General features: G+C 47.2%; 5 protein-coding genes, 3 tRNA genes and 4 rRNA genes. 1 reads left to right on the top strand and 11 read right to left on the bottom strand.

Annotated elements, in window-relative coordinates:
* Positions 1 to 38 precede the first annotated feature (38 nt).
* The 11 genes from C1S74_RS11840 to zntR form a co-directional block, all read right to left on the bottom strand.
* Positions 39 to 114 (bottom strand) — tRNA-Val (locus C1S74_RS11840).
* Positions 115 to 144: 30 nt separating this feature from the next.
* Positions 145 to 220 (bottom strand) — tRNA-Lys (locus C1S74_RS11835).
* Between the two features lie 2 nt (positions 221 to 222).
* A tRNA-Glu gene (locus C1S74_RS11830) sits at positions 223 to 298 on the bottom strand.
* 89 nt (positions 299 to 387) lie between these two features.
* Positions 388 to 1,940, bottom strand: a 16S ribosomal RNA gene (locus C1S74_RS11825).
* Positions 1,941 to 2,307: 367 nt separating this feature from the next.
* A 5S ribosomal RNA gene (gene rrf, locus C1S74_RS11815) occupies positions 2,308 to 2,424 on the bottom strand.
* 88 nt (positions 2,425 to 2,512) lie between these two features.
* Positions 2,513 to 5,403 (bottom strand): 23S ribosomal RNA (locus C1S74_RS11810).
* Positions 5,404 to 5,709: 306 nt separating this feature from the next.
* Positions 5,710 to 7,262 (bottom strand): 16S ribosomal RNA (locus tag C1S74_RS11805).
* Together the 16S, 23S and 5S rRNA genes with 3 tRNA genes alongside form the textbook arrangement of a ribosomal RNA operon.
* 868 nt (positions 7,263 to 8,130) lie before the next feature.
* Entirely contained in the window at positions 8,131 to 10,266 is a 2,136-nt protein-coding gene (locus C1S74_RS11795; RefSeq protein WP_045399221.1) for a lysine decarboxylase CadA, read from the bottom strand.
* A 117-nt stretch (positions 10,267 to 10,383) separates the two neighbouring features.
* Positions 10,384 to 11,727, bottom strand: coding sequence for a cadaverine/lysine antiporter (cadB, locus tag C1S74_RS11790; RefSeq protein ID WP_017821792.1), 1,344 nt, complete (start codon positions 11,725 to 11,727; stop codon positions 10,384 to 10,386).
* A gap of 706 nt (positions 11,728 to 12,433) precedes the next feature.
* Positions 12,434 to 14,005: a lysine decarboxylation/transport transcriptional activator CadC gene (gene cadC, locus C1S74_RS11780; RefSeq protein WP_045399217.1), complete on the bottom strand. Its 1,572-nt coding sequence runs from the start codon at positions 14,003 to 14,005 to the stop codon at positions 12,434 to 12,436.
* A gap of 163 nt (positions 14,006 to 14,168) precedes the next feature.
* Positions 14,169 to 14,567 carry a Zn(2+)-responsive transcriptional regulator gene (gene zntR / locus C1S74_RS11775; RefSeq protein WP_038873397.1) on the bottom strand — a complete coding sequence of 133 codons (399 nt, stop codon included), beginning with the start codon at positions 14,565 to 14,567 and terminating at the stop codon, positions 14,169 to 14,171.
* A gap of 267 nt (positions 14,568 to 14,834) precedes the next feature.
* On the opposite strand from zntR, the gene purH reads away from it, so the two are divergent.
* A complete protein-coding gene (gene purH / locus C1S74_RS11770; protein ID WP_045399214.1) occupies positions 14,835 to 16,427 on the top strand; it encodes a bifunctional phosphoribosylaminoimidazolecarboxamide formyltransferase/IMP cyclohydrolase in 1,593 nt (530 codons plus the stop codon).
* Positions 16,428 to 16,430 lie beyond the last annotated feature (3 nt).

Genomic DNA, 16,430 nt, shown 5'->3' with positions numbered 1-16,430 from the left:
AAGTGGTTTGGAATTCCTATCCAAAAATACTTAGAGAATGGTGGGCGATACCGGGCTCGAACCAGTGACCCCCTGCTTGTAAGGCAGGTGCTCTCCCAACTGAGCTAATCGCCCACATAAGTTTTAATTCTTCGTGGAGAAGAATGGTGGGTCGTGCAGGATTCGAACCTGCGACCAATTGATTAAAAGTCAACTGCTCTACCAACTGAGCTAACGACCCAATGGTATCCCGTAGGGGAGTCGAACCCCTGTTACCGCCGTGAAAGGGCGGTGTCCTAGGCCTCTAGACGAACGGGACACTGGATTGAAGATATTGGGATATCTTCGTCTCTTTTACTTATAAACCGTATCAATCTGTGTGGACACTCATCGTGAGTAATCATCGTATAAGGAGGTGATCCAGCGCCAGGTTCCCCTAGCGCTACCTTGTTACGACTTCACCCCAGTCATGAACCACAAAGTGGTAAGCGTCCTCCCGAAGGTTAAACTACCTACTTCTTTTGCAGCCCACTCCCATGGTGTGACGGGCGGTGTGTACAAGGCCCGGGAACGTATTCACCGTGGCATTCTGATCCACGATTACTAGCGATTCCGACTTCATGGAGTCGAGTTGCAGACTCCAATCCGGACTACGACGCACTTTTTGGGATTCGCTCACTATCGCTAGCTTGCTGCCCTCTGTATGCGCCATTGTAGCACGTGTGTAGCCCTACTCGTAAGGGCCATGATGACTTGACGTCGTCCCCACCTTCCTCCGGTTTATCACCGGCAGTCTCCCTGGAGTTCCCGACATTACTCGCTGGCAAACAAGGATAAGGGTTGCGCTCGTTGCGGGACTTAACCCAACATTTCACAACACGAGCTGACGACAGCCATGCAGCACCTGTCTCAGAGTTCCCGAAGGCACCAATCCATCTCTGGAAAGTTCTCTGGATGTCAAGAGTAGGTAAGGTTCTTCGCGTTGCATCGAATTAAACCACATGCTCCACCGCTTGTGCGGGCCCCCGTCAATTCATTTGAGTTTTAATCTTGCGACCGTACTCCCCAGGCGGTCTACTTAACGCGTTAGCTCCGAAAGCCACGGCTCAAGGCCACAACCTCCAAGTAGACATCGTTTACGGCGTGGACTACCAGGGTATCTAATCCTGTTTGCTCCCCACGCTTTCGCATCTGAGTGTCAGTATCTGTCCAGGGGGCCGCCTTCGCCACCGGTATTCCTTCAGATCTCTACGCATTTCACCGCTACACCTGAAATTCTACCCCCCTCTACAGTACTCTAGTCTGCCAGTTTCAAATGCTATTCCGAGGTTGAGCCCCGGGCTTTCACATCTGACTTAACAAACCACCTGCATGCGCTTTACGCCCAGTAATTCCGATTAACGCTCGCACCCTCCGTATTACCGCGGCTGCTGGCACGGAGTTAGCCGGTGCTTCTTCTGTCGCTAACGTCAAATAATGCAGCTATTAACTGCACTACCTTCCTCACGACTGAAAGTGCTTTACAACCCGAAGGCCTTCTTCACACACGCGGCATGGCTGCATCAGGCTTGCGCCCATTGTGCAATATTCCCCACTGCTGCCTCCCGTAGGAGTCTGGACCGTGTCTCAGTTCCAGTGTGGCTGATCATCCTCTCAGACCAGCTAGGGATCGTCGCCTTGGTGAGCCATTACCTCACCAACTAGCTAATCCCACCTAGGCATATCCTGACGCGAGAGGCCCGAAGGTCCCCCTCTTTGGCCCGTAGGCATCATGCGGTATTAGCCATCGTTTCCAATGGTTATCCCCCACATCAGGGCAATTTCCTAGGCATTACTCACCCGTCCGCCGCTCGACGCCGTTATCGTTCCCCGAAGGTTCAGATAACTCGTTTCCGCTCGACTTGCATGTGTTAGGCCTGCCGCCAGCGTTCAATCTGAGCCATGATCAAACTCTTCAATTTAAGATTTTGTTCGGCTCAACGAATACTGACTTCAAAACTCATCCTTACTCGAAAGTAAGAAGTAATTTTAAAGCTATTATCATTCCAACAGAATGATAATGAATTGACTGTGCCAAGTCCGAAGACTTGATTGGTCACTCAGTTCATTGAAACCTAATTTGATACCGAGGTATCTAATTGGATTATCATCAACGAGTGCCCACACAGATTGATAGGTCTATATTGTTAAAGAGCTTGGCTTTCAGTGCCTTAGCACTTAAGCGAGGTGCGTATGATACGCTTTTCACTTTGAAAGTCAACATAAAACTCTAAAATAATTTAGAACTTTATGGTGACTTGCTTATTAAATAAGCAAGTGCGAAATAAAGCCTGGCGATGTTCTACTCTCACATGGGGAAACCCCACACTACCATCGACGCTAATTCGTTTCACTTCTGAGTTCGGAATGGAAGTCAGGTGGGTCCAAATCGCTATGGTCGCCAAGCAAATTCTTTAATTCGGAAAGCTGTTTCTAAGTTCTTACACATTCAATCGTTCTTGCATTGAGTCCATCAAAACCCCTTGGGTGTTGTATGGTTAAGCCTCACGGGCAATTAGTACAGGTTAGCTCAACGCCTCACAACGCTTACACACCCTGCCTATCAACGTTCTAGTCTCGAACAACCCTTTAGGATACTTAAAGTATCAGGGAAGACTCATCTCAGGGCTCGCTTCCCGCTTAGATGCTTTCAGCGGTTATCGATTCCGAACTTAGCTACCGGGCAATGCGTCTGGCGACACAACCCGAACACCAGAGGTTCGTCCACTCCGGTCCTCTCGTACTAGGAGCAGCCCCCTTCAATCTTCCAACGCCCACGGCAGATAGGGACCGAACTGTCTCACGACGTTCTAAACCCAGCTCGCGTACCACTTTAAATGGCGAACAGCCATACCCTTGGGACCGACTTCAGCCCCAGGATGTGATGAGCCGACATCGAGGTGCCAAACACCGCCGTCGATATGAACTCTTGGGCGGTATCAGCCTGTTATCCCCGGAGTACCTTTTATCCGTTGAGCGATGGCCCTTCCATACAGAACCACCGGATCACTATGACCTGCTTTCGCACCTGCTCGAATTGTCATTCTCGCAGTCAAGCGGGCTTATGCCATTGCACTAACCTCACGATGTCCAACCGTGATTAGCCCACCTTCGTGCTCCTCCGTTACTCTTTGGGAGGAGACCGCCCCAGTCAAACTACCCACCAGGCACTGTCCGCAACCCCGATTAGGGGTCGACGTTAGAACATCAACACTACAAGGGTGGTATTTCAAGGACGGCTCCACACAATCTAGCGACTGTGCTTCAAAGCCTCCCACCTATCCTACACATGTAGGGTCAATGTTCAGTGCCAAGCTGTAGTAAAGGTTCACGGGGTCTTTCCGTCTAGCCGCGGGTACACTGCATCTTCACAGCGATTTCAATTTCACTGAGTCTCGGGTGGAGACAGCGTGGCCATCATTACGCCATTCGTGCAGGTCGGAACTTACCCGACAAGGAATTTCGCTACCTTAGGACCGTTATAGTTACGGCCGCCGTTTACCGGGGCTTCGATCAAGAGCTTCGACCGAAGTCTAACCCCATCAATTAACCTTCCGGCACCGGGCAGGCGTCACACCGTATACGTCATCTTACGATTTTGCACAGTGCTGTGTTTTTAATAAACAGTTGCAGCCACCTGGTATCTGCGACTCTCGTCAGCTCCATCCGCAAGGGACTTCACCATCAAGAGCGTACCTTCTCCCGAAGTTACGGTACCATTTTGCCTAGTTCCTTCACCCGAGTTCTCTCAAGCGCCTTGGTATTCTCTACCCGACCACCTGTGTCGGTTTGGGGTACGATTCCTTACAATCTGAAGCTTAGAGGCTTTTCCTGGAAGCATGGCATCAATGACTTCACTACCGTAGTAGCTCGACGTCGTGTCTCAGCCTTAAAAAGAGCCGGATTTACCTAACTCTTCAGCCTACGCACTTGAACCTGGACAACCGTCGCCAGGCCCACCTAGCCTTCTCCGTCCCCCCATCGCAATTGTAAGAAGTACGGGAATATTAACCCGTTTCCCATCGACTACGCCTTTCGGCCTCGCCTTAGGGGTCGACTTACCCTGCCCCGATTAACGTTGGACAGGAACCCTTGGTCTTCCGGCGAGGAGGTTTTTCACCCCCTTTATCGTTACTCATGTCAGCATTCGCACTTCTGATACCTCCAGCATGCTTTACAACACACCTTCAACGGCTTACAGAACGCTCCCCTACCCAATGAAGTAAACTTCATTGCCGCAGCTTCGGTTTATTACTTAGCCCCGTTACATCTTCCGCGCAGGCCGACTCGACCAGTGAGCTATTACGCTTTCTTTAAATGATGGCTGCTTCTAAGCCAACATCCTGGCTGTCTGAGCCTTCCCACATCGTTTCCCACTTAGTAATAATTTGGGACCTTAGCTGGCGGTCTGGGTTGTTTCCCTCTCCACGACGGACGTTAGCACCCGCCGTGTGTCTCCCGGATAGTACTTACTGGTATTCGGAGTTTGCAAAGGGTTGGTAAGTCGGGATGACCCCCTAGCCTTAACAGTGCTCTACCCCCAGTAGTATTCGTCCGAGGCGCTACCTAAATAGCTTTCGGGGAGAACCAGCTATCTCCAGGTTTGATTGGCCTTTCACCCCTAGCCACAAGTCATCCGCTAATTTTTCAACATTAGTCGGTTCGGTCCTCCAATTGATGTTACTCAATCTTCAACCTGCCCATGGCTAGATCACCTGGTTTCGGGTCTATATCCAGCGACTAAGTCGCGCAGTTAACACTCGCTTTCGCTACGGCTCCCCTAGATGGTTAACCTTGCCACTGAATATAAGTCGCTGACCCATTATACAAAAGGTACGCAGTCACACCACGAAGGTGCTCCTACTGCTTGTACGTACACGGTTTCAGGTTCTATTTCACTCCCCTCACAGGGGTTCTTTTCGCCTTTCCCTCACGGTACTGGTTCACTATCGGTCAGTCAGTAGTATTTAGCCTTGGAGGATGGTCCCCCCATATTCAGACAGGATATCACGTGTCCCGCCCTACTCGATTTCACTGAATGTGCGTTGTCAACTACGGGGCTATCACCCTTTATTGCCGGACTTTCCAGACCGTTCGTCTAACGCATATAAAGCTTAAGGGCTAGTCCAATTTCGCTCGCCGCTACTTTCGGAATCTCGGTTGATTTCTTTTCCTCGGGGTACTTAGATGTTTCAGTTCCCCCGGTTCGCCTCGCTGCGCTATGTATTCACGCAGCGATACTAGCTTATGCTAGTGGGTTTCCCCATTCGGAAATCCCAGACTCAAGTGGTTTTTACTACCTAATCTGGGCTTATCGCAAGTTAATACGTCCTTCATCGCCTCTGACTGCCAAGGCATCCACCGTGTACGCTTAGTCACTTAACCATACAACCCGAAGGAGTTTCGAGTTGATGTTCAAATCACCAAAGTTGTCTCTCATTATTTGAATGAGCGAGAGACATATCGATTTTGCCGGACTCAATTTCGAATAATCACAGTAAAAGTGATATTCCCAAGAACACTTGAATGTGTTTTTTGGTGTTTGTCATAAAGACAAACATTGAGAACTTTACAAGTAATCTTAAAGATTACTTTGTCAGCTTTCCAAATTGTTAAAGAGCTATGTTAGCTACAAGCTTGCGCTTGTGAACTATCAATCTGTGTGGACACTCATCGTGAGTAATCATCGTATAAGGAGGTGATCCAGCGCCAGGTTCCCCTAGCGCTACCTTGTTACGACTTCACCCCAGTCATGAACCACAAAGTGGTAAGCGTCCTCCCGAAGGTTAAACTACCTACTTCTTTTGCAGCCCACTCCCATGGTGTGACGGGCGGTGTGTACAAGGCCCGGGAACGTATTCACCGTGGCATTCTGATCCACGATTACTAGCGATTCCGACTTCATGGAGTCGAGTTGCAGACTCCAATCCGGACTACGACGCACTTTTTGGGATTCGCTCACTATCGCTAGCTTGCTGCCCTCTGTATGCGCCATTGTAGCACGTGTGTAGCCCTACTCGTAAGGGCCATGATGACTTGACGTCGTCCCCACCTTCCTCCGGTTTATCACCGGCAGTCTCCCTGGAGTTCCCGACATTACTCGCTGGCAAACAAGGATAAGGGTTGCGCTCGTTGCGGGACTTAACCCAACATTTCACAACACGAGCTGACGACAGCCATGCAGCACCTGTCTCAGAGTTCCCGAAGGCACCAATCCATCTCTGGAAAGTTCTCTGGATGTCAAGAGTAGGTAAGGTTCTTCGCGTTGCATCGAATTAAACCACATGCTCCACCGCTTGTGCGGGCCCCCGTCAATTCATTTGAGTTTTAATCTTGCGACCGTACTCCCCAGGCGGTCTACTTAACGCGTTAGCTCCGAAAGCCACGGCTCAAGGCCACAACCTCCAAGTAGACATCGTTTACGGCGTGGACTACCAGGGTATCTAATCCTGTTTGCTCCCCACGCTTTCGCATCTGAGTGTCAGTATCTGTCCAGGGGGCCGCCTTCGCCACCGGTATTCCTTCAGATCTCTACGCATTTCACCGCTACACCTGAAATTCTACCCCCCTCTACAGTACTCTAGTCTGCCAGTTTCAAATGCTATTCCGAGGTTGAGCCCCGGGCTTTCACATCTGACTTAACAAACCACCTGCATGCGCTTTACGCCCAGTAATTCCGATTAACGCTCGCACCCTCCGTATTACCGCGGCTGCTGGCACGGAGTTAGCCGGTGCTTCTTCTGTCGCTAACGTCAAATAATGCAGCTATTAACTACACTACCTTCCTCACGACTGAAAGTGCTTTACAACCCGAAGGCCTTCTTCACACACGCGGCATGGCTGCATCAGGCTTGCGCCCATTGTGCAATATTCCCCACTGCTGCCTCCCGTAGGAGTCTGGACCGTGTCTCAGTTCCAGTGTGGCTGATCATCCTCTCAGACCAGCTAGGGATCGTCGCCTTGGTGAGCCATTACCTCACCAACTAGCTAATCCCACCTAGGCATATCCTGACGCGAGAGGCCCTAAGGTCCCCCTCTTTGGCCCGTAGGCATCATGCGGTATTAGCCATCGTTTCCAATGGTTATCCCCCACATCAGGGCAATTTCCTAGGCATTACTCACCCGTCCGCCGCTCGACGCCGTTATCGTTCCCCGAAGGTTCAGATAACTCGTTTCCGCTCGACTTGCATGTGTTAGGCCTGCCGCCAGCGTTCAATCTGAGCCATGATCAAACTCTTCAATTTAAGATTTTGTTCGGCTCAACGAATACTGACTTCAAAACTCATCCTTACTCGAAAGTAAGAAGTAATTTTAAAGCTATTATCATTCCAACAGAATGATAATGAATTGACTGTGCCAAGTCCGAAGACTTGATTGGTCACTCAGTTCATTGAAACCTAATTTGAAACCGAAGTTTCTAATTGGATTATCATCAACGAGTGCCCACACAGATTGATAGGTTCTTATTTTTAAAGAGCTTTTCTAACATTTTCAGCAACTTAGTTGCTCGTCGTTAGGGGTGCGTATCTTACTTCACACCGTGAGAGAGTCAAGCATTTTTTTCAAATTCTTTTTTCTCTCTTCCCGACTCGCTGTGTGACTTTCGTCTCACTCCGTGTCGGTGGATGCGCAGTATAGGGGGTTGAGAAATTAGCACAAGCGTTTTTTGCAAAAAAAACTTTCAACCGCACAAATAACGAGCATTCTGCATAGATACTCAACGATCTTATCTAATTTTTCGGGTTGTAGAGGAGCTTTTTATGAAGAAACACCTGACTTCTGCATTAGAAGATCGCCGATTTATTAGTGATTTCGGTTGCTGACCTTATCTCTCTTCGTTCTTTTTTCTCTTTCTATCTATATAAAGACGAAAAAAAGAGCAGAACGATGACGAACTGCTCTTTGGTCTTTGCTTTTTACTTGGGGTGCTTCAGGTGAAGTCTTGGAAAAGTGTTTCTTCTATATAGAAGAAAAGATCAGAGCATCCTTGCCCTTTTCTTTACGACAGATTAGTTAAGGGTATATCTAAATGTCGTTATTGTTCGATGACGCATTGAGCTCGTAAGAGTGGAGCATGCTTGCATTCCCAATGGCGTCACCTTAAAGAGGAACTTAGTTCTTCAATACTTTTACGGTGTAGCTACCATCTTTTTGTTGGTATAGACCGTGAATGTCGGTTTCAAAACCTGGGTAATGCGCACCGATCTCACAAAGCATCTCTAGGAAGTCCAACACAGGGCGCGACTCTTGAGTCACCATTTCACCAGGAAGTACTAGTGGCACACCTGGAGGGTAAGGCAGAATCATGTTCGCACTCACACGACCAACCATTTCTTCCAGTTTGATTTCTTCGATGTTACCGCGAAGCTCTTCTTGCCATGCTGCGTGTGGTGTTACTTTCATTTCTGGAAGTACATCGAACGCTTTGTACATTAGCTCTGGTAGGTTGTATTTCTTAGTTAGGTCATGAATTGCTTGTGCGAGGTCTTGAACACGCATGCCTTCATAGAAGCTTGGGTCTTCGTTGTATAGCGAAGGTAGGAAGCTCTTAATGGTTAGGTTCAAGTCGTAGCCACGTTTAAATTCAGTTAGGCCGCGTAGCAATTGCATTGCTTTTGATTTGTCGATACCGATTGAGAATAGGAACAACAAGTTGTATGGACCTGTTTTCTCTACCACGATGCCGCGCTCGTCTAGGAATTTAGCCACCAGCGAAGCAGGAATACCTGATTCTTCTAGTTCACCTTCTTTATTCATCCCAGGAGTCAGTAGCGTTACTTTGATTGGGTCAAGATACATGTGGTTGTCATCCATGTTCTTGAAGCCGTGCCATGTGTCGCTAGGGTCTAGTTTCCAACATTCTGTGGTATCGATGTTGTCTGGTTGCCATACATCGAAGAACCAGCTATCACTTTCTGCTTCTAGGCGTTTGATCTCTTTACGGAAGCGGATTGCGCGATCGATAGAGTCTTGCATCAACTTCTTACCAGTGTTGCCGCGCATCATTGCCGCTGCAGTTTCAGTAGAAGCAACAATGCCGTACTGAGGTGAAGTTGATGTGTGCATCATGAATGCTTCGTTGAAAGATTCTTTATCAAAGTCACCTTTCACGTGGATCATTGAAGCTTGTGAGAACGCTGCCAACAGTTTGTGTGTTGATTGTGTTTCATAGAACACTTTACCTGGCATCGCTTCACCACTCATACCACATTTACCTTCGTAAATTGGGTTGAAGTTAGTGTAAGGCACCCAAGCACTGTCGAAGTGGATGTGTTTACAATCTAGCGACTCTTTGATGAATTGCGTGTTGTACAACAGGCCATCGTAAGTTGAGTTAGTCACTACTGCATAAGTCGGTGCTGTTGCACCTGGCGTTTTCGCAACTTTCTCTGCAATTACATCGCGGCTGAATTCGCTTTGTGGAATACCACCAAGGATGCCGTATGCGTTACGAGTTGGGCGGAAGTAGATTGGTGTAACGTCGCTCATCATCATTAGGTGAGTCAGAGATTTGTGACAGTTACGGTCAATCAGTACTGTGCTACCCGCAGGTGCTGAGTACATACCGACGATTTTGTTCGATGTAGACGTACCGTTGGTTACAATGTACGAGCTATCTGCATTGAATGTGCGTGCGATGTATTCTTCTGCATCTTTATGTGGACCAGAGTGGTCTAGCAGAGAACCTAGCTCTGGCATTGAGATTGATACGTCCGCTTTAAATGTGTTTGGACCGTAAAAATCGTAGAAGATGCTACCAGCAGGGCTTTTCTGGAATGCAGTACCACCCATGTGGCCTGGAGTACAGAAGGTGTATTTACCTTCTTCTACGTATTTGAATAGCGCTTTAGTGAATGGAGGCATGATTGCATCTTTGTATGCCTCAGTCGCTTGGTTGATTTTGATAGCGATGTCGTCAGCCATACCTAAAGCGTACTCGAAGAAGCTCACGTTTAGACGTAGGTCTGTTAGTGAAATATCTAGAGTAGACTGTTCGTTAGCGAATGCGTGAACAGGCAGTTTTTCGTTGATTTGGCTAATACGTTCACATAGCTCTAGTGAGTATTTATCCCAGTCGAACAGCACACCGCAAATGCGTGGGTTCATCTCAATCATTTTGATCAAGTCTTTATCATCTACTGGGTAAACCACTTCGTAGCCCGCTTTCTCAAGAGCTGCGTGAAGTTGACGAACTGGCTCTTCTTTAAAGAACACACCCATGTGGTTCAAGATAGCGAATATATTCATTTGGACATCTCCAAGGCGAATGAGGGCGCTCTTTGCCATTTACAGGCAATGAGTAAGGTGAGCGCCGCGTGAATTTGGGTTTTATGGGCTGGCACCGTAGTGCCAGCGTTTTGGGGATTAGTTGCTTGCTTGGGCAGGCATGTCGTCAGCGTGCATTTTCACGTACTGAGCAAGACCTGCTTTTTTGCTGTAGAACATCAAGATAACAAGAGACACGATGAAGGTTGCTGTTAGCGTACCGCCCTCTGCACCCGCTAGTGCGATGAAGCAGAACAGACAAGCCACACCAGAGAACAGCATTACGAAGCCGTTGCGTGTTGTCATACCTTCGAAGCGAATCAAGTTAATGCTTGAGTAGAAGTAAGGCAGCATTGTTAGTAGAACCGCGTCAGTCGTTAACTGGTTGAATAGGTCTGATGCGTGTGCTGTTTTAGAGCTGAAGAACATCAGTACAACCATCAGTGCAGTCATCTTGATTGACGCAAGGATTAGACCTTTCTTAGGCACACCGTTTTTGTCAGTTTCGCCGTAGATTTTAGGGAAGTTACCATCGCTTGCAGCGCGTTTACCCGCTTCACCTACTAGCATCATCCAAGAACCTAGCGAAGTGAAACATGCTAGCGCTGTGAATGCTGATACAAATGGTGCTGTCCAGCTACCGAATAGCTCAGTCGTCGCTAGTGCAAATGGTGCACCTGATGCTGCGACTTCTGATGCTGGGAACATACCGCTGATCATTTGAGTTGATAGGATGTAAATCACACCTGCGATACCAGTACCCAACATAGTTGCCAGTGGTACTGTGCGTTTAGGGTTTTCTACCATACCAGTCGATACCGCTGCTGATTCCACACCAACGAATGACCATAGACAGATAAGAACCGCTGTTACTACCGCGTGGCTGTCAGTGCCTGCAGATACGTTCCAGTTTTGACTGTAAAGCGCAGTATCGAAGTGCGTCCAACCAAATGCAGCTGTACCAACAACAGGGATAAGGATAAGTACTAGACCAAGCGTACATAGACGGCTTACCCAGCTACCACCAAGTAGGTTGACGAAAGTGAAGATCCATACCGATGCAATCGTCGCAATACCTGCTGGGATTGGGTTATTAAGCACAGGGAAGAATACTGAAAGGTAAGAAACACCTGTAATGGCAATAGCCAGGTTACCAATCCAGTTCGCGTGGTAATAAAGAACGCCCGTTTGGAAACCAAATACCGGAGACACTTCGCCAGCATAAGCGATAGGACCACCTTCTTGTGGGTTTTTGGTTGCCAGACGAGCGTAAACGAACGCCAGACTCAGTGCACCGACCAAACAGATCAGCCAACTGAAGATTGAAACAGAGCCTACAGAGGCAAGACTAGAAGGTAATAGTGCGATACCACTACCCATCATGTTACCGGCTACGACACCCGTACAGGCAATAAGGCCGATTTTTTTCGCATTCGATGACATAACATCTCCAAATCTATTCTACTCGAGTCAACATGACTCAAACTGAATGGTTATTAGCGAGATGCTATGAGGAAGAACCTGCTCGACCTCGCTAAATTTCGAAGTGAAGACTACGCCCAAAAACTGGGAAAAAAATAAACTTGGGGTTATCAATAAAACAATTAGCCCATCGGTATAAAGTTGAGATAAACCTGATAAACTAAAAAACATAAAGCCATCAAATACAGCAACTTAACCTCCAACTCTAAATTACTCTGTAGAAAAAGATAAAAACATCAACCTCAGCAAATTTTCCATCAACCTTATCAACCGCTATCAATATTAAGCTAACCCTATCCTGATTACCCAAACTGTTGATGCAAGCTTTTCCTACCTTTATTCGTCAATTGACTTACATCAAGCTTCCTCCCCTATTTTACTCAGCCATGCATAAGTACAAGCGTCATTACGCATAAACAACTGCATGTTCGTGACTGGTTTTAAGTACGCAAGACCAAGGTCGGAACCCAAAGTTCGATACGAAGCTGCACTTAGGTAAGAAGTAGGATGCCAAGTTGGCGAGAATAGAGAATGAAAAGCCCTCTCCCCTTATATAACAAACGTTATTAGTAGGAATAACGCTAACAAACATACGCAAGAAGCAGATACAAAAAAGCCCCACACCGAAATGAAGGGCTAAGTATCTTACTTATCAAGAACTGGTTTATTACAACATACGTACTACGGAAGGGTGAACTGCGCGATACATGGCGTAATCAATCGCTTTCATGTTGCTTGGGAAAACCAAGTTCTCACACAACAGATAGGTTTCGACAGACGTATCTATATAGAAGGCTTCACTATAGGACTCACTTGCCCAATCCAAATCACCATCTAATTCAGCATGTTTGCCTCGAATCACATAAGACAAAACCGAGTCTCTCACCTCTAGCGCTTGATTCAAATGACGCTTCGCTAGTTCAATATCCCCAATAATGGTTTCATGCAAAGCCAAGGCTTCGTAGATACGAGGCTGAATTGGACCGACCATCGTCTTCGCATTCACTTCTAGCTTGTCACTTAACTGTTGTACTCTTCCCTTTCTTAACTCCAAAGCAGGTTCTAGCGCTTTTTGCACATGGTAGGCTATTAGCAATTCCGACTGCACATAAGCGTTGTCTGGTTCAATCTCTAGAATCTTCTCCATAAGGTCAATGCCGTGCTGGAATTGGTCGGAGTCTGATACATTCAAATAATGGTTGGCTTGAACGAACAACTCAAGCGCATCTGGGTTTATTGGCATTCCTGCCACCAGCACTTTTGATTTGAGTTTTGCATCAGGCACTTTAAGCACTCGCATCAAATCCAAAGAGGCTTGCTGCAAAACGGTTTTTAAATGGCTGCTAGTTAAAGCATATTGACGGCTGAACAACACCTTTTCTGAAGAGTTATTGCGGTATTCAACTTCTAAGAAGCTGCCACCATCATTCTCTCGAACTCGCACCACCACCGATTTGCCCGGAACAATACCATTAGTGAATGACGCCTTCTTGAGCATCACTCGGTAATCACTCACCTGAGCGATATCTGCCATGAGTTTCTGAGCAAAGCCGTCGGCTAAATCGTAACTCAACCCGCCTTTATTGAAATCATCTTGGAACTTAAACTCGATAAGGTGGGTATCAATGGCTTGTGTAATACGCACTTCCGATTGCTTATAAGTAAACACCCCCATCACGACCACCAAGATACTGATCCAGATGAAGTTCATGAAGCCTAAACGCCAAGGGCTAATTTTGTTGGGTTTGCGCGGTGCTTTTTTCTCTTTCGACATCTCGCATACAGCGCGAGTTAAAGGACCTGCTGGAAATGTCATAGCCGGAGCGGGAAGTTCAGATACTTCTTCTTCCATATCGTCAATGACAGGAGGAAGTTCATCAGTGCCACAATGGCGAGCAGCAAGAAACTCATCATGCGACAGCGGTGTCACATTCGCCACCAGCTTATAACCACGCTTAGGCACGGTGATCACGTAGCTGATGTTTTCTTCACGACCATCACGCAGTAGCTTACGCAACTCAAAAATCGATTGAGTGACAACTTGATCCGTCACAATCGCACCAGCCCAAACGTATTGGATCAGCTCTTCGCGATTGAAAACTTCACTCGCGTGTTCAGCAAGGAAATGCAGCAGATTAATTAAGCGTGGTTCAACGGTAACTTCCCTGTCTTGTCGATACAGCTTATTTTCATCAACGCTCAAAACCCAATCATTGATTTGAAAATAGACTCCAACCATGTATGAAAACTCTCGTATCTGATAGACAGCGTCGCTTTAGGAGTAGGGGGACTACAATTCTTACGGTCGACTAAAGGCGAGATTATAGGTGGGAAAGCGGCTTGAACCTAGAAAAGCAAGCCGCCAAAAATGCAAACTTAAGTTAAATGACGCAAAAATGAGACTATTCAAGGGCTGCCAAGATCGAGCAATGGCTGGCATCATCATTGTTATGCCCGCAACAAGCGTCATTTATCTTCTTCAAAGCCGTGCGGATTTTGCTGAGTTCAGCAATCTTCTCATCAATTAAAGTTAACTTTGCAGAAGTAATGGCTTTTACCTCTGCACAACTGTGTTCTGTCGCTTCTAATTTGATCCCTAGCAGCTCTTTGATTTCCTCCAAACTTAAACCAAGCTCTTTCGCTTTAAGAATGAAACGTACCTGTTTTTGGTTCTCTTCATTATATAAGCGATAGCCCGATTCACTTCGCCCTGCGGGTTTAATCAACGCGTTTTTTTCGTAGAAACGTAATGTATCGGCAGTCACACCACAACGTTTTGCCAGTTCACCAATCTGAAACATAACTTTCCTTATTAACTATCTCGTTACTTTTAAAGCTAAAGATCGAGTTTTTTGCAATTATTTTTGAGATGCCAAACGATTGCGCGAGCTTTTTTGTAATAAATTGGTTAGAATACGCGCCATCAAATAGTGGAGACTGTTTTCTTGATAAGAAAACACCCTGCAAAGGTTTTTACCAAAACTGGCCAATATTTTACCCTAAGAGGTGAAAACAAGTTCATTTTTGGCAAACATCTTTAACTCCGTGAATTTGAGGAAAATGGAAGCATGAACAACGCTCGCCCTATTCGCCGTGCGCTTATCAGCGTATCAGACAAAACAGGTATTGTTGAGTTTGCACAAGCTCTTGCTGAGCGCGGTGTCGATATCCTATCTACTGGTGGCACTGCTCGCCTACTTGCTGAGCAAGGCATCGCTGTAACCGAGGTCTCTGACTACACTGGTTTCCCAGAAATGATGGACGGTCGCGTTAAAACGCTTCACCCGAAAGTTCACGGTGGTGTGCTGGGTCGTCGTGGCCAAGATGATGACGTGATGGAAAAGCACGGCATCAACCCTATCGATATGGTTGTCGTTAACCTATACCCATTCGCAGAAACCGTTGCAAAAGAAGGCTGTACGCTAGCTGACGCGGTTGAAAATATCGATATCGGCGGTCCAACTATGGTTCGCTCTGCTGCGAAAAACCACAAAGACGTGACTATCGTAGTTAACGCAGGTGATTACGACCGCGTGATCGCAGAGATGGACGCAAACGACAAATCTCTAACTCTAGAAACTCGCTTCGACCTTGCTATCGCTGCATTTGAGCACACTGCGGCTTACGATGGCATGATCGCAAACTACTTCGGCACTATGGTTCCATCTTACGGTGAGAACAAAGAGGGTGACGAAGAGTCTAAATTCCCACGCACTTTCAACCAGCAATTCGAGAAGAAGCAAGACATGCGCTACGGTGAGAACAGCCACCAAGCAGCAGCATTCTACGTTGAATCAAACCCTGAAGAAGCGTCTGTTTCTACTGCTCGCCAAATCCAAGGTAAAGCGCTTTCTTACAACAACATCGCTGACACTGACGCAGCACTTGAGTGTGTGAAAGAGTTCGACGAGCCAGCATGTGTGATCGTTAAGCACGCTAACCCATGTGGTGTAGCGCTAGGTAAAGACATCCTAGAAGCTTACGACCGTGCATTCAAAACAGACCCAACGTCTGCATTTGGCGGCATCATCGCATTCAACCGCGAACTAGACGCTGCAACAGCAACCGCTATCACTGAGCGTCAATTTGTTGAAGTTATCATTGCACCTTCTGTTTCTGCACAAGCAGTAGAAATCGTAGCGGCTAAGAAAAACCTTCGTCTACTTGAGTGTGGCGAATGGACAACCAAAACTACAGGCTTTGACGTTAAACGCGTTAACGGTGGCTTGCTAGTTCAAGACCGCGACCAAGGCATGGTATCTGAAGATGACCTTAAAGTGGTTTCTAAGCGCCAACCAACCGCTGAAGAGCTAAAAGATGCACTGTTCTGCTGGAAAGTAGCGAAATACGTGAAATCTAACGCGATCGTTTACTCGAAAGGTGACATGACTATCGGTGTGGGCGCTGGCCAAATGAGCCGTGTTTACTCTGCGAAAATCGCAGGCATCAAAGCTGCAGACGAAGGTCTACAGGTTGAAGGTTGTGTAATGGCATCAGATGCATTCTTCCCATTCCGTGACGGTATCGACGCGGCTGCAGAAGCGGGCATCAAGTGTGTTATCCAACCAGGCGGCTCTATGCGTGATGACGAAGTTATCGCAGCAGCAGACGAACACGGCATGGCGATGATCTTTACTGGCATGCGTCACTTCCGCCACTAATTA

It is taken from the genome of Vibrio hyugaensis (genome assembly GCF_002906655.1).
Lineage (GTDB): Bacteria > Pseudomonadota > Gammaproteobacteria > Enterobacterales > Vibrionaceae > Vibrio > Vibrio hyugaensis.
This window is presented reverse-complemented; position numbering and strand designations above follow the sequence as displayed.

Coding starts and splice junctions, on each gene's coding strand:
- C1S74_RS11795 (WP_045399221.1), bottom strand. CDS start 10,266: ATGAATATATTCGCTATCTTGAACCACATGGGTGTGTTCTTTAAAGAA.
- cadB (WP_017821792.1), bottom strand. CDS start 11,727: ATGTCATCGAATGCGAAAAAAATCGGCCTTATTGCCTGTACGGGTGTC.
- cadC (WP_045399217.1), bottom strand. CDS start 14,005: ATGGTTGGAGTCTATTTTCAAATCAATGATTGGGTTTTGAGCGTTGAT.
- zntR (WP_038873397.1), bottom strand. CDS start 14,567: ATGTTTCAGATTGGTGAACTGGCAAAACGTTGTGGTGTGACTGCCGAT.
- purH (WP_045399214.1), top strand. CDS start 14,835: ATGAACAACGCTCGCCCTATTCGCCGTGCGCTTATCAGCGTATCAGAC.